This window comes from Azospirillum ramasamyi, assembly GCF_003233655.1.
In the GTDB taxonomy this organism is placed as follows: Bacteria; Pseudomonadota; Alphaproteobacteria; order Azospirillales; family Azospirillaceae; genus Azospirillum; species Azospirillum ramasamyi.
The window spans coordinates 1276684-1291751 of sequence record NZ_CP029829.1 but is presented as its reverse complement, the minus strand read 5'-3'; the positions used below and the strand labels follow the sequence as shown (position 1 = coordinate 1291751).

8 protein-coding genes are annotated in these 15068 nt (G+C 71.6%); 4 read left to right on the top strand and 4 right to left on the bottom strand.

Features of this window, described 5'->3' with window-relative positions; all coding sequences use genetic code 11:
• The first annotated feature begins 67 nt into the window (after nucleotides 1–67).
• The 4 genes from DM194_RS05950 to pbpC all read left to right on the top strand — a co-directional run bounded on the left by DM194_RS05950 (nucleotide 68) and on the right by pbpC (nucleotide 9624).
• Complete coding sequence (locus DM194_RS05950) at nucleotides 68–1306, top strand: molybdopterin molybdotransferase MoeA (protein ID WP_111066381.1); 1239 nt, start codon at nucleotides 68–70, stop codon at nucleotides 1304–1306.
• Complete coding sequence (locus DM194_RS05945; RefSeq protein WP_111066380.1) at nucleotides 1303–2202, top strand: LysR family transcriptional regulator; 900 nt, start codon at nucleotides 1303–1305, stop codon at nucleotides 2200–2202. The genes DM194_RS05950 and DM194_RS05945 overlap by 4 nt, the downstream gene beginning before the upstream one ends.
• 111 nt (nucleotides 2203–2313) lie before the next feature.
• Nucleotides 2314–7530 (top strand): alpha-2-macroglobulin family protein, encoded by a 5217-nt coding sequence (locus DM194_RS05940; protein WP_111066379.1) that lies wholly within the window; start codon nucleotides 2314–2316, stop codon nucleotides 7528–7530.
• A gap of 3 nt (nucleotides 7531–7533) precedes the next feature.
• Entirely contained in the window at nucleotides 7534–9624 is a 2091-nt protein-coding gene (gene pbpC, locus DM194_RS05935; protein WP_111066378.1) for a penicillin-binding protein 1C, read from the top strand.
• A 574-nt stretch (nucleotides 9625–10198) separates the two neighbouring features.
• Here pbpC and DM194_RS05925 read toward each other — a convergent pair.
• The 4 genes from DM194_RS05925 to DM194_RS05910 form a co-directional block, all read right to left on the bottom strand.
• Complete coding sequence (locus tag DM194_RS05925; RefSeq protein WP_111066376.1) at nucleotides 10199–10411, bottom strand: SlyX family protein; 213 nt, start codon at nucleotides 10409–10411, stop codon at nucleotides 10199–10201.
• A gap of 82 nt (nucleotides 10412–10493) precedes the next feature.
• Nucleotides 10494–11783, bottom strand: coding sequence for an Nramp family divalent metal transporter (locus DM194_RS05920; protein ID WP_111066375.1), 1290 nt, complete (start codon nucleotides 11781–11783; stop codon nucleotides 10494–10496).
• Nucleotides 11784–12013: 230 nt separating this feature from the next.
• The gene (locus DM194_RS05915) at nucleotides 12014–14215 is read right to left on the bottom strand and encodes a helicase-related protein (protein ID WP_111066374.1); all 2202 of its coding nucleotides are present in this window, start codon (nucleotides 14213–14215) and stop codon (nucleotides 12014–12016) included.
• Nucleotides 14212–15021, bottom strand: a complete 810-nt coding sequence (locus tag DM194_RS05910; RefSeq protein WP_111066373.1) for a TrmH family RNA methyltransferase — start codon at nucleotides 15019–15021, stop codon at nucleotides 14212–14214. The genes DM194_RS05915 and DM194_RS05910 overlap by 4 nt, the downstream gene beginning before the upstream one ends.
• Nucleotides 15022–15068: the final 47 nt, after the last annotated feature.

Genomic DNA, 15068 nt, shown 5'->3' with positions numbered 1-15068 from the left:
GGGCGTGCGTGAGAGTCTGCCGGGATCGGCACGCCGCCGGATCACCAGAACCAAGGACATCGAAACCATGGACGATTGCTCCGCACACGGCCCCACCCCCCTGTCGCTGGACGAGGCGGTCGCGCGCGTCGCGCAGGGGTACGGCGCCGTGACCGGAACGGAGGAGGTGCCGCTGCGCCAGGCTCTCGGCCGCATGCTGGCGGAAGAGGTGGTGGCTCCGGTGAACGTGCCTCCGGCCAACGTGTCGGCGATGGACGGCTGGGCCTATGCCGCCGATGCCGGGGAGGGGTTCCGGCGCCTCGACGTCGTCGGGCGCGTGCCGGCGGGCTCCAGCTATGAGGGAAGCGTCGGGCCGGGGCAGGCGGTGCGCATCTTCACCGGCGCGCCGGTCCCCGCCGGGGCGGACACCGTGGCGATGCAGGAGGATTGCCGCACCGACGGCGACGCCGTGCTGGTGCCCGCCTCGCTGAAGCGGGGCTCCAACATCCGTTCCGCGGGAGAGGACATGACCGCCGGTGCGGTCGTGCTGCATCCCGGCCAACGGATGCGCGCCCAGGAGGTCGGTCTCGCCGCCGCGGTCGGCCGCTCCAGCCTGATGGTGCGCAAGAGGCTGAGGGTGGTGCTGTTCTCCACCGGCGACGAGCTGCGGGAGCCGGGGACGCCGAAGCCCGACCATGCCATCTATGACGCCAACCGCTACACGTTGGCCGCCCAGCTTGATGCGCTGGGGGTGGAGGTGCGTGACCTCGGCATCCTGCCCGACCGGCCGGACGCCACCCGCGCCGCCCTGGCCGACGCCGCCGGCACCGCCGACCTGATCGTCACCAGCGGCGGCGTGTCGGTAGGCGAGGAGGACCATGTCAAGGCGGCGGTCAACGCGCTGGGCTCCATCGACCTGTGGACGCTGGCGATCAAGCCGGGCAAGCCGCTGGCGCTGGGGCGGGTGGGGGATACGCCCTTCCTGGGGCTGCCCGGCAATCCGGTGTCGGCGATGGTCACCTTCCTGCTGGTGGGCCGGCCGCTGGTGCTGCGCCTGTCGGGCGCGTCCGGCATCGCCACGCCGCGCAGTCTGGTGGTCGCCGGCTTCACCTTCACCAAGAAGCCCGGCCGCCGCGAGTTCCTGCGCGCCCGGCTGGAGCGCGGCGAGGATGGTCGCCCGGTCGCGGTGAAGTTCCCCAGCGACAGCTCCGGCGTGCTGACCTCGATGGTGGAGGCCGACGGGCTGGTCGACATGCCGGCGGAGGCCACCGCCGTGCGGCCGGGCGATCTGGTGGACTTCCTGCCCTTCACCGGCCTGTTCGCGTGACGCTGGAGCAGCTGCGCATCTTCGCCACCGTGGCGGAGATGCTGCACTTCACCCGCGCCGCGGAGATGCTGCACCTGTCGCAGCCGGCGGTCAGCGCCGCCATCGCCGCGCTGGAGGCGGAGCACGGCCTGCGCCTGTTCGACCGCATCGGCCGGCGGGTGGAACTGACCGCCGCCGGACGGCTGCTCCACGGTCAGGCCCGCGCCATCCTGGCGAAGGTGGAGGAGGCCGGGACGATGCTGGCCGAGCTGTCGGGCCTGTCGCGCGGCGCGCTCCGGCTGGCGGCCAGCCAGACGGTGGGCAACCACTGGCTGCCGCCGCGGCTGCTGCGCTTCGCCGGGGCCTATCCGGGTATCCGCGTCGATCTGTTCATCGGCAACACCGAACAGGTGGCCGAGGCGGTGCGCGACGGCCGTGCCGAACTCGGGATCGCCGAGGGCGCCGTGACCGATGCCGCGCTGGTCAGCGAGCCGACCGAGGGCGACCGGCTGCGGCTGGTGGTCGGGGCGGGGCATCCCTGGGCGGCGCTCGGGCGGGTGGATCCGGCAATGCTCGCCGCCGGGCGCTGGATCCTGCGCGAACCGGGCTCCGGCACCCGCGCGCTGTTCGGGGCCGCGATCCGCGGCGTGGGGCTGGACCCGGACGGGCTCGATGTCGCGATGACGCTGCCCGGCGGCGGGGTGATCCGGGCGGCTCTGCTGGCCGGGCTGGGGGCGAGCGTGCTGTCCGACCTGATCGTCGCCGAGGATCTGGCGGCGGGGCGGATCGTGGCGCTGGAGGGGCTGGATTTGCCGGCCCGGCCCTTCCACCTGCTGCGCCACCGCGACCGCTACCGCAGCATCGCCGAACGGGCGTTCGTGCGTCTGGCCGTCGATGACGGTCCCCCTCCCCGGTGAGGGTGAGAACCCGACGGAATAGCGAAAAGTGGAATTGGCGGTTCGGCCTATCGTAGCCGGCTGATTATCGGCGCTATAACCGGATATCCCCGCTTCCGGTTATAAGGCGACATGATGGTACGGCTGCTGACGCTGCTCTGGGTCCTGGTGGTGACGGCCGTTGCGGCGGGTCCGGTTCGCGCCGACTACACGCCGCCGGGAGCGTTGTCCGACGCCAGCGCCTACGCCAATGGACTGCTGCTGAAATCGCCGCCGCAGCCGAAGCCGCAGGTGATCGCCGACCTGCTGAAACAGGCGCGCGCCGCCCGCGACCGCAAGGACATGGCCGGGGCCATTCAGGCCTATGAGAAGACCATCACCCAGGGCGGCGGCTCGCCGTCGGTCTGGCTGGAGCTGAGCGCGGTCTGGATGGCCGCCACCCCGCCCAACCGGGACCGCGCCCTGCAGAGCGCCGTGATGGCCGGCCAGTTCAACCCGAAGGACGAGGAACGCGTCGCCATCCTCTGGCGCATCGCCACGCTGATGGACGAGGCCTTCGGCAAGCCGGACGAGGCGGTCAAGGCGCTGAAGTCCATCCGCGAACTGGCGCCGAAGCTGGAGGCGGCCATCCTCGACGCCCAGGCGCCGAAGCTGGAGGAGCGGTTCGCCGCCATGCGCCGCAAAGCCGGGCTGGCGATGACCGGCATCACCGTCGACGCGGAGGGCGCCAGCCCGCGCGTCTGCTTCCAGTTCTCCGACCGGCTGAGCGGCAGGCAGGGCGTGCGCTTCGACGATTACGTCCGGGTGGAACCGCCGACCAGGACCGCGCTCGAAGCGCGGGAGAACAGCCTCTGCCTGCGCGGCGTCACCCACGGCAACGGCTACACCGTCACCCTGAGCCAGGGCCTGCCGGGCGAGGACGGCGTTGCGCTGAAGGCGGACGAGACCCAGCGCGTGCGTGTGCCGGACCGGCCGGCGATGGCCGCCTTCCGCGGCTCCGCCTACATCCTGCCGCGCAAGGGCGCCGACGGCATCCCGGTGGTCAGCGTCAACACCGACCGGCTCGACGTGTCGGTCTACCGCATCGCCGACCGGGCGCTTGTCTCCAACAAGTATGAAAGCAGCATCTTCAACGAGTTGACCGGCTATTCCGCCGACCGGCTGGCCCAGGAGAACGGCGAGCTGGTGTGGTCCGGCTCGCTGGAGGTGAAAGGGGAGCGCAACCGCGACACCACCGCCGCCATTCCCTTCCGGCAGGCGGTGGGCGACGATCCCAAGGCTGGCCTCTATGTCGTCACCGCCCGCCCGCATGACGCGGAGGAGGCCGACCATTGGGACGCGCGGGCGACCCAATGGGTGCTGCTGTCCGACATCGGCCTGACCAGCTTCCGCGGCGCCGACGGGCTGACCGTCTTCGCCCGCTCCTTCGGATCGGCCAAGCCGCTGCCGGGCGTGGATGTGGCGCTCGTCGCCCGCAACAACTCCGAACTGGCCCGCGCCAGGACCGACGAGTTCGGCCGCGCCCGCTTCGCGCCCGGCCTGTTGAAGACCGGCGGGAATGCGCCCGAAATGGTGATAGCCTATCTCGGCATCGATTTCGCCATGCAGGACCTGACCGGCGCCGCCTTCGACCTCAGCGACCGTGGGGTGGGCGGGCGTCCGGCGCCGGGACCGATGGACGCCTTCGTCTATGCCGACCGCGGCGTCTACCGCCAGGGCGAGACGGTGAACCTGTCGATCCTGCTGCGTGACGACAAGACCGAGGCGGTCGACGACTTCCCGCTGACCGTGAAGATCCTGCGCCCCAGCGGCACCGAATATTACAGCGGCGCCCTGAAGGGCCGGGAGGCCGGCGGCTTCTTCCTGCCGCTGACGCTGACGCGCACCGCGCCGCTCGGCGGCTGGCAGGTGCTGGTCTACAGCGACCCCAAGGGCGAGCCGATCGGCCGCGGCGAGTTCCAGGTCGAGGATTTCGTGCCGGTCAAGCTGGCGCTCGACCTGACGGCCGGCGCTCCGATCCTGGTGCCGGGCCAGCCTTTCGCGGTGACGGCACAGGGCCGCTTCCTCTATGGCCCGCCGGCCGCCGGGCTGGACGGCACCGCCGAGGTGGCGCTGAAGCCCGACCCGATGCCCTATCCGGCCTTCAAGGACTATCGGTTCGGCCGGGTGCAGGACAACCCGACCGAGCGGCTCGACCCGCTGGAGTTCCCGACCACCGACGATCAGGGCGTGTCGCGCATCGAGGTGACGCTGCCGGAGGTGCCGGACACCAGCAAGCCGCTGCGCGCCGACATCCGCGTCACCCTGTCCGAACCGGGCGGGCGCCCGGTCCACAAGTCGGTGAGTGTGCCGGTGCGGCCGATGAGCCATGCGCTGGGCCTGCGGCCGCGCTTCTCCGACGGCCGCATCGGCGAGGGGGCGGAGGCCGTCTTCGATCTCGTCGCCGTGGCGCCGGACGGCAGCGCCGTCGCCAAGCCCGGCATCACGTGGGAACTGGTGGAGGAGCGGGTCTCCTTCGTCTGGTTCCGCCGCGACGGCCGCTACAGCTACAATGCCACGGTGCGCGACGTGCCGCTGGCGTCCGGCACCGTCGATGTCGCCGCCGACAAGCCGGCACAGGTGGCGCTGGGCAAGCGGGACTTCGGCCGCTACCGGCTGGAGGTGACGGACAAGGCGGCGGGCGTCGCCAGCTCCTACCGCTTCCATTCCGGCTGGGCCAGCGGCGATGAGACCGCCGACATCCCGGACAAGCTGGAGGTCTCGACCGACAGGCAATCCTACAAGCCCGGCGAGACCGCCCGCATCCGCGTCGCTCCGCCCTTTGCCGGCGAACTGCTGGTGACGGTGGCGACCGACCGCATCTTCGACGTGCGCACCATCCCGGTCCCGGCCGAGGGAACGACGGTGGAGATCCCGGTCGATGCCGCCTGGGGGCCCGGCGCCTATGTCACCGCCACCGCCTACCGTCCGCCGGTCAAGGGGCGGGAACGCCAGCCGGTGCGCGCCATGGGCGTCGCCTGGGTTGGCGTCGATCCGTCGGTGCGCGCGCTGGCCGTCACGTTGGACGCGCCGCAGGTGATGCGCCCGCGCAGCCGGCTGGAGGTGGGCGTCAAGGTCGCCGCCGCCGATGGCGGGTCGCTGGAGGACAGCTATGTCACGCTGGCCGCGGTGGACGAGGGCATCCTGCGCCTGACCGATTTCGCCAGCCCGCAGCCGGAGAGGCATTATTTCGGCAAGCGCCGGCTGGGTCTCGACATCCGCGACGATTACGGCCGGCTGATCGACCCGCTCGACGGTCCCTATGGCGCCATGCGCCAGGGCGGCGATTCCAGCGGGGCCGGTCTGCCGGTGGTGCCCTTCACCGTGGTTTCGCTGTTCCAGGGGCCGGTGAAGGTGGGAGCCGACGGCACCGCCCGCATCGGCTTCGACGTGCCGGACTTCAACGGCGAGCTTCGGCTGATGGCGGTGGCCTACAGCCGCGGCCGGGTCGGCTCCGCCGCCGGGCCGGTGACGGTGCGCGATCCGCTGGTCGCCGACGCCATCCTGCCGCGCTTCCTCGCCCCCGGCGACGACAGCAGGGTGACGCTGTCGCTCCACAATGTGGAGGCGGCGGCCGGCACCTACGAGGTCGCCGTCACCGCGCGGGACACGGTGTCGGTGGAGGGCGGCAGCCTGTCCGTGCCTCTGGCGAAGGGCGAGCGCAAGACGCTGGTCGTGCCGCTGAAGGGCGTCGCCGCCGGCATCGGCCATGTCGCCGTCGCGGTGAAGGGGCCGGAGAACCTAGCGCTGAGCCATGAGTACGGCATCACCGTCCGCCCGGCGCGGGCGGTGGAGACCCAGTTCATCACCCGCCAGATCGCGCCCGGCGAGAGCTTGCGCTTCGACGGGGCGGAGCTTGCGGCCTATCTGCCGGGGACCACGAGCTGGTCGGCCAGCTTCACCACCGCGCCTCCCTTTGACGTCGGCGGCATCCTGCGGGCGCTCGACCGCTATCCCTTCGGCTGCCTGGAGCAGACGGTCAGCCGCGCCCTGCCGCTGCTGGTGGTGCGCGACGTGGAACTGGCGCTGGGCAAGGACCGCAAGCCGGACGACGGCCTGGAGGCGCGGGTTCAGCAGGCGATCTCGCGCACGCTGGACAAGCAGCGCTTCGACGGCTCCTTCGGCCTGTGGGGCGCCAATGACGAGACCGACGGCTGGCTCACCGCCTATGCCGCCGAGTTCCTGGTCCGCGCCAAGCAGAAGGGAGAGGCGGTGCCGGACAAGCCATTGGCCGATGTACTGTCCTGGCTGCGCCAGCGCGCCATCGCAAGCGCGACGGAACCGGCCGAGTTGGCGGTTCGGGCCTATGCCCTGCACACGCTGGCGCTGGCGGGCGTGTCGCTGCCCGGGCCGGCGCGCTACCTGCACGACACCGCGCTGGACAAGCTGCCGACGCCGCTCGCCAAGGGGCAGTTGGGGGCGGCGCTGGCCCGCATGGGCGATCAGGAGCGGGCGGCCGGCGCCTTCGACAGCGCGGTCGGCCATCTGGCGCGCGAGGACTGGCATGTCGATTACGGCTCCACCGTCCGCGACGCCGCGGCGCTGGTGGCGCTGATGACCGAGGTCAACATGGCCGGCGCCCGCATCCCGGCGCTGATCGACCGGCTTCCGGCCTCGGCCACTGCCGCAAACCGCACCAACACGCAGGAAAAGGCATGGTCGGTGCTGGCCGCCGACGCGCTGCTGCGCGGCGCGCCGGCCAAGGTGGAGGTGACGCTGGGCGGTGCGAAGCGCGACGGCGCGCGGGTCGACCTGACCCCGACGCCGGCCCAGCTGACGGCCGGAATCCCGGTCGCCAATGCCGGCAGGACGGCGGTCTGGCAGGCGGTGTCGCTGTCCGGCGTGCCGGTGGCGCCGCAGCCGGCGGCGCGAGAAGGGCTGCGCATCAAGCGCAACTTCTTCACCCGCAAGGGCGAGGTGCTGAACCTCGACGGCATCAAGCAGAACGACGTGTTCGTGGTGGTGCTGGAGGGCGAGGCCAACACCAAGCTGTTCCACCAGGGCATCGTCACCCACGCGCTGCCCGCCGGTTGGGAGATCGAGAACGCCAAGCTGGGCGGCGGCACGCCGGAGGAGATGCAGTGGCTGGGCGACCTCAGCTACACCCGCACGACCGAGGCGCGCGATGACCGCTATGTCGCCGCGGTGGATTTGACGGAGGACCAGCAGAGCTTCAAGCTGGCCTTCATCGTCCGCGCCATCACCCCCGGCACCTATGAACTGCCGGGCGCGACGGTGGAGGACATGTACAAGCCGCGCTTCTTCGCCCGCCAGAACACAGGGCGGATCACGGTCCATCCGGCGGAGTGACGATTGGCGCGGGGTTGGCTTCGGCAGCGTTGGGTCAGGCGTGTTGGCGTCTCGGCGGCCGGCGTCGCCGTCCTGATCGGCGCGGCGCTGGCGCTCGACCGGCTGTTTCCGCCGCCGCTGAACCGGCTGGCCGACCTGTCGGTGACCGTCACCGACCGCAAGGGCCAGCCGCTGCGCATCTTCACCAACGGGGCGGGGGCGTGGCGTCTGCCGGCGACGGTGGACGACGTCTCGCCCCTGTTCATTGAACTGCTGCTTGCCTATGAGGACCGGCGCTTTACCAGCCATGCCGGGGTCGATCCGCTGGCCGTGCTGCGCGCGGCGGCGCAGAATCTGGGAGCCGGGCGGGTGGTGTCCGGCGCCTCCACCATCACCATGCAGGTCGCCCGCCTGCTGGAGCCGCGACCGCGCAGCTGGACGGCCAAGCTGATCGAGGCGGCGCGGGCGGCGCAGCTGGAATGGCGCTACGGCAAGCGCGACATCCTCGGCATGTACCTGACGCTCGCCCCCTATGGCGGCAACATCGAAGGCATCCGTGCGGCCTCGCTGATGCTGCTCGGCAAGCCGCCGGTGGAACTGGACGCGGCTGAGGCGGCATTGCTGGTTTCGCTGCCGCAATCGCCGTCCCGGCTGCGGCCCGACCGCTATCCGGAGCGGGCGCGGGCGGCGCGCGACAAGGTTCTCGACCGGGTGGCGGAGGCGAGCGCCCTGTCGCCCAAGGCGGTGGCGGAGGCGAAGTCGCTGTCGGTGCCGTCGGCGCGGCTTCCCCTGCCGGCCTCTGCCCCGCATCTGGCCGACCGGCTGCGCAGCGCCAATCCCGGCCGGGTGGAGATTGCCACCACCATCGACGGCACGCTGCAACAGGCGGTCGAGGCGCTCGGCCGCCGTGCGGCGGAGACGCTGAACCCGCAGGCGGGGCTGGCGGTGCTTGTGGTGGACAACCGCGACCGGTCGGTGCTGGCCTATCTCGGCAGTTCCAACGCGCTGGACGAGACGCGGCAGGGGCCCATCGACATGGTGCGGGCGGTGCGCTCGCCGGGATCGGCGCTGAAGCCCTTCATCTATGGGCTGGGCTTCGATGAAGGCATCATCCACCCGCTGACCCGGATCGCCGACGTCTCCACCCGCTTCGGCGACTGGGCGCCGCGCAATTTCGACCGCAGCTTCACCGGCGATCTGACGGTGATGGAGGCGCTGCAGCGCTCGCTGAATGTGCCGGCGGTGCTGGTGCTCGACCGGGTGGGGCCGCTGCGCTTCGCCGACGCGCTGCGGCGGTCCGGTGCGCGGCTCGTGCTGCCCCGTGGGACGGCGCTGCCGGGCCTGCCGGTTGCCCTGGGCGGGGCGTCGATCAGCCTGTGGGACATGACGGCGCTCTACAGCGCGCTTGCCCGCGACGGGCTGGTCGCGCCGCTGCGCGCGGCCGGGGACGAGGACAAAGGCAGCGGGGTGGAGCACAGGCTGCTGTCTGCCACGGCTGCGCAGCAGGTTCGGGCGATCCTGGAAGGCTCGCCGCCGCCGCCGGGCGTGGTTCAGGCGCAGGAGCTGCGCGGCAGCGGGCCGGTGGCGCTGAAGACCGGCACAAGCTATGGCTTCCGTGACGCCTGGGCCTTCGGCGTGACCGGGCGCTATACGGTCGGCGTGTGGGTCGGCCGCCCGGACGGCACGCCCAGCCCCGACCATTATGGCCGCAACACCGCGGCGCCACTGCTGTTCGAGGTGTTCGACCGGCTTCCGGCCGACCGTGGCCGCCCGGCCGGCCCGGTGCGCAACGAGACTCCGCCGGAACTGCTGCGCCGCCTGCGTCCCGGCGAGGCCGAACTTGCCGGACCCCGCGAGGCCGATCGGCTGCGCCTGACCTTCCCGGTCAGCGACATGGTGTTGGAGGCCCTGGGGCCGGATGGCCAGGGGGAGCCGATGACCCTGACCGCCACCGGCGGGCGGCGCCCGCTGTCCTGGCTGATCGACGGGCGCCGGATCGCCCATTCGCCCATCGCGCGCGAAGTGGTGTGGCGTCCGGACGGCCCCGGGGTGGTGCGCGTCACCGTGCTGGACGCCGATGGCCGCAGCGACAGCGCGACCGTGGAAATCCGCTGACGGTCAGGACGCGCGGGGCAGGCCGGACGGAGCGTCTTCGCGCCGGCTCCACACCCGTGTGCGGACCCGCATCTGCTTCTGGCAATCCACCGAGCAATAGAGAGGCGCCGGCCCCCGTGTCGACGGACGGACGAATGGACGGCCGCAGCAGGCGCAATGCAGTTGGCGGGTCGCGGTGTGCGTGGTGTTGGCCGTACGGATGGAGACGGGCATGGTCACGACGAAGGTGGTTTGTTTCGGGTGAGCGCGAATATAAGGGAGCTGTGTTGCAGTTCCATGCTTGGGAAAGCTCTTACAACCGAATGGGTAGAAAGCCTGCACGGCGGTAGGCGGCGATGCGCCGCATCCGCCTGACGACCTATACCCAAAGGCCGGGGTGTGCGTGGGGCGGTTGCGGTGGCGCTCCGCGTCGCGAGCCGGATGCGAAGGCTTATGGGCATAGCGGGGGCGATGGCCCGGACGACGCCGTGCCTGCTGCCTGCCGCGCTTGGCGACAGGAATGATGACTGGAGAGATGGTGTAAGGGGACGTAAGGGGCCGCGTCAGACCCCTTACGAAGGAAGGGCACCGCCCCTCAATAATGCGGCGGCGGCCGTTCGTCCTGCGGCGAGGCGATGGCGTATTCGGCCGCCTCGACCCGGTCGCGCATGCGCTTCAACTGTGCGGTCAGGCGGTCGATGGTCTGGCCCTGGGCGAAAATGACCTCCGACATTTCCTCCGCCATGCGCTCATGGTGGGCGAGGCGGCTTTCCAGGTCGGCCAGACGCTGTTCGAGGGCGGGATCCATGGGGCACCGGTTAGGCAGTGAAGAAGGCTGAGGGGCCGCAAGATGGACCATTCCCCGCTCCGGGTCGAGCGTGCCTTTACGCTCACACCATCGCCGTGGTGCCGGCCAGCCAGCCGGACAGGCCGGTCAGCAGCAGCACCGTCAGGCTCGCCAGCCGCAGGGTCAGCGGCGCCATCGCCAGCCCGCCCATCAGCTTGTCGTTGCGCAGCAGCAACAGCATCGGGATCAGGATGAAGGGCAGGGTCAGCGCCAGAACCACCTGACTCAGCACCAGCAACTCGTCCACCGCGCCGTCGCCGGCACCGCCCAGAACCGCCAGGGCGGGGATCAGCGAGGCGCCGCGGGTGATCAGCGCGCGGGTGACGGGGCGCAGGCGCAGGTTCAGGAAGCCTTCCGTCACCATCTGCCCCGCCATGGTGCCGGTGGTGGTGGAACTCTGGCCGGCGGCCAGCAGGGCGATGGCGAAGATCAGCGCGGCGGCCCCGCCGATGCTGCTGCCCAGCAGGGCGTGCGCGTCCTCGATGCCGGGAGTGCCGCCGGTGGTGACGCCCTGGAAGGCGACCGCGGCGACCGCCAGGATGGAGCCGTTGACCAGACCGGCCAGCGCCAGCGCGGTCGACAGGTCGATGGTCAGCCAGCGGGCGGCCTGACGGCGCTCCTCCTCCGTCTTCACCTCGCCCAGCCGCGAGCGGACCAGGCCGGAGTGCAGGAACAGGTTGTGCGGCATGACGGTGGCGCCGATGATGCCCAAGGACAGGTACAGCATCTCGGGATCGCGGGCCAACTCGATGCTCGGGACCAGCCCGGCCAGCAGGGCGCCGGGGTCGGGGCGGGCGATCACCAGCTCCCAGGCGAAGCAGACCACGACCACGCTCATCAGCGCGCCGACCACCAGTTCGGGCGCACGCCCCCGCGCACCCGGCAGGGCCAGGATGCCGAAGGTCAGCACGGCGGAGATCGCCACGCCGGCCATGATCGGAATGCCGAACAGCAGCTTCAGTGCGATGGCGCTGCCCAGCAGCTCTGCGAGATCGGTGGCGATCATCGCCAGTTCCGACACCGCCCACACCGCCATCGCCACCGGGCGGGGGAAGCGGTCGCGGATCAGCCGCGCCAGATCCTTGCCGGTCGCCAGCGTCAGCCGGACGATCAGCCCCTGCAGGAAGATGCCGGCCAGACTGGCGATCAGCACCGCCGACAGCAGCGCGAAGCCGAAGCTGGAGCCCGCCGCGATGTCCGTCGCCCAGTTGCCCGGATCCATATAGCCGACCGCCACCACGAAACCGGGGCCGAGCATGGTCCAGAACCGCCGTCCGCCTGCGGGGATGCGGGCTGGGGCGTCGGTATCGATGGAGGGGGATGCGGTCTTCACGCCGGTTGCTCCTGAACGGTCCTCGGCGGCCGGAGACTCGGCCGCTGATGCAAGAATGGCCGGCCGGATGGATAGTGTCCAATCGATGCTTCCGAACATCGCAATAGGATCAACCTATCAATATGACGGCTCTGCCGCAGCAGGTCCAATCCAGAACAACGGGCAGGTCATTTCGTTCGCGGTGCGGCAGTGCCATGCGGACGAATTTCGCGGGGAACCATTCCTGGCGCTCAGCGTCGGCGGGGACCGAAGCGCTTGCGGGGAGCGCCGCGGAAGCCGGCGGCGGGCGGCGGCTCGCGGCGGCGGGCGCGGGAGGCCAGGGCCTGCGACAGGCGTTGACCGATGGCATCGCGCGCGCTGCGCACGCGGTCACGGTCGGGCAGGGCATCGGGGAATTTGCGGGACGCCCAGAAATAGAGGTCGCAGGTCCGGGACGCCGCCTCCAGCACATCGGCGGTCAGCCCGTCGAGTCGGGCCGGGATCAGCCGCGCGAGCGGCAGAACCTCTCCCGCCTCCACCGCGTCGAGGATGGCGGCGAAGACCTTGGCATCCTCCGGCTCCTCCAGATCGGCGGGGGCGAGCAGCAGTTCGAGCTTGGCGGCCAACGTCAGCCGCCGGGCGTCCAGCATCGGGGCGGCACGGCGCAGGGCGGACAGATCGGCCAGACGGAAGGGGGAACCGGCGGTGGCCGCGGTGCCGAAACACTCCACCAGCAGGCGCGTCTCGTCGCTGTCGATGTGGGAGGCGAGCCGGGCCAGCATGGCGCGCGTCGGGCGGACGGGCAGGGGCGCGTCGGCGCGCAGGCTGCGGTCGGGCGCTTCCAGCAGGCGCTTCAGCGCAGCCGGTGTGCCGCGGGCGATGACGCCGAAATGCCCTTCCTCGAATTGGCCGAAGCGGCCGGCGCGGCCGGCGATCTGCTTCACCTCGGTCGCGGTCAGGGGGCGGACGCTGCTGCCGTCGAACTTCTCCAGCGCGGTGAACAGCACGCGGCGGCAGGGCAGGTTCAGCCCCATGCCGATGGCGTCGGTCGCCACCACCACATCGGCCTCGCCGGACAGGAAGCGCGCCGCCTCGCGCCGCCGCACCGCCGGAGCCAGCGCGCCATAGATGGCGGCGACCGACAGCCCTTGAGCCAGCAACGTGTCGCGGACGCTGTGCACCTCGCGCCGGGAGAAGGCGATCAGGGCGTCGCCGCGCTCCACCTCCGCCCAGTCCAGCCGGCGGTCGAGCATCGACAGCGGGGTCTTGCGGTCGAGTTCCACCACTTCCAGCGCTTCGCCGAGATGGGCGGCTGCACGTTCCACCAACGGGCGGACCTCTGGCGCGCCGAGGATGTAGACGGTTTCCGCCGGGACGCCCATCAGCGCGGCGGTCCAGGCCCAGCCGCGCGCCGGGTCGGCCAGCATCTGGATCTCGTCGATCACCGCGACCTCCACCGGCCGGTCGGGGTCCATCACCTCGATGGTGGAGGCGGTGTGGCGGGCGCCGGGGGTGCGGATCTCCTCCTCCCCGGTGATGAGCGTGGCGGGGGTGCCTTCTGCGTTCAGCCGTTCCATCACCTCCAACGCCAGCAGGCGCAGGGGAGCGAGATAGACGCCGTCGCGCGCCTCGCGCAGGGCGGTGATGGCGCGGTGGGTCTTGCCGGAATTGGTCGGGCCGATCACCAGCACCAGCCGGCGGTTCATGCCGCGGGCCACCGGGAACAGCCGCTCGAAGCGGGAGAAGTCGAAATGGCGGTCGACATAGGCCCGGCCGCGCGCTTCCGCGCGGTCGCGGCGCCACTGGTCGTACTCGCGGTCCCAGCGGTCGAGCAGCTCGTCGGCATCGCTGCGGTTGCGGGCGGCCTTGCCGAGCCGCTCGGCGAGACTGGCGAAGCCCCAATCGGGATCGTCGCCGGCCCGCTCCGCCAGATCGCGCAGCCGGGTCGCGATGCGGGACAGCGCGTCGTCCAGTGCGGCGCGCAACGCGGGATCATGATCGAGCCGCGCCGACAGTTCGGCATCGGACAGGTCCGACAACTCCAGTGCATCGAAGGTCCGCGAAACCTGCGGCCGGACCGCGGGCGACAAGCCGGGCCAGGGCAATTCATCGCTGCGCACGGCGCGGACGCGGGTCCGGTCCTCGCAGGACAGCAATGCGGTGTGGCTGCCGGCGAGCGCCCGCCGGCCCTGCGCCAGCAGCGCGTCGCGGCGGTGGGCGCGGTCGATGCGGCCGTTGATCTCCAGCAGAATGGCCTCCCGCCGCTCCGCCGGGACCAGAAGGTCGCGCTTGCCCTTGGGCAGCGGCAGGCCGAGCGGCACCAGTCCGCGCGCCTCGGCATCGGGCATCCGCAGCACGCCGGCGGCCCCCAGCGTCGTCACCTCGGGATGGGCGGCGGCGAGGTCGTGGACGAGATGCGGGTCGGCCGCAGGCGTATTGGTATCGTCGGTCATCGGGCCTGTCCGGAGGCGATGTGGTGCAGCACGATGCCGCTGGTGGTCGCCACGTTGAGGGAATCGAAGCCGCCGGCCATCGGGATGCGGACGCTGCGGGCGCGGGCCAGCAAGGCGGGCGGCAGTCCCGGCCCCTCCGATCCGAACAGCAGGGCGGCGCGGCGGGGCGGCGCCAGGGCGGCGAGCGTCTCGGCACCGGCGGGGCTCAGCGCCACCGTCTCGAATCCGAAGCGGTCGAGCAGGGCGAGAGGATCCTCGCCGACGCCGAGCTTCGCGGTCGGCACCAGCAGGGTCGCGCCCACCGAAACACGGATCGCCTTGCGGTAGAGCGGGTCGCAGCAGCCGGAATCGAGGATCACCGCGTCGGTGCCGAAGGCGGCGGCATTGCGGAAGATGCCGCCCATGTTGTCGTGATTGCCGATTCCGAACAGCATCACCACGCGGGCGACCGGCCCGCAGGCGGCCAGCAGATCGGCCGCGCCCGGCGCCCCGGTCTTCTCGCCCACCGCCAGGATGCCGCGATGCAAGGGGAAGCCGGCGATGCGGTCGAGCACCGGCTGGGTGGCGGTGTAGACCGGCGTTTCGGGCGGCAGCGCCGCCAGCATCGGCTCCAGCGCCTCCACCCGCTTGTCGGCGATCAGCAGCGAGCGGGCGCGGTAGCGGGTGGACTGGACGAGGCTGCGCACCACCACCGCGCCCTCGGCGATGAACAGCCCGTCACGGCCGACGAGATCGCGCTCCCGCACGTCGCGGTAGGGCTCGATGCGCGGATCCTCGGGGTCGGTGATGGGAACGATGCTGGGCAAAGGGGACACTCGGCGGCTGGGGTGTGTGCCTACTTAGTGCATATGGA

Coding starts and splice junctions, on each gene's coding strand:
- DM194_RS05915 (WP_111066374.1), bottom strand. CDS start 14,215: ATGACCGACGATACCAATACGCCTGCGGCCGACCCGCATCTCGTCCAC.
- DM194_RS05950 (WP_111066381.1), top strand. CDS start 68: ATGGACGATTGCTCCGCACACGGCCCCACCCCCCTGTCGCTGGACGAG.
- DM194_RS05925 (WP_111066376.1), bottom strand. CDS start 10,411: ATGGATCCCGCCCTCGAACAGCGTCTGGCCGACCTGGAAAGCCGCCTC.
- DM194_RS05940 (WP_111066379.1), top strand. CDS start 2,314: ATGATGGTACGGCTGCTGACGCTGCTCTGGGTCCTGGTGGTGACGGCC.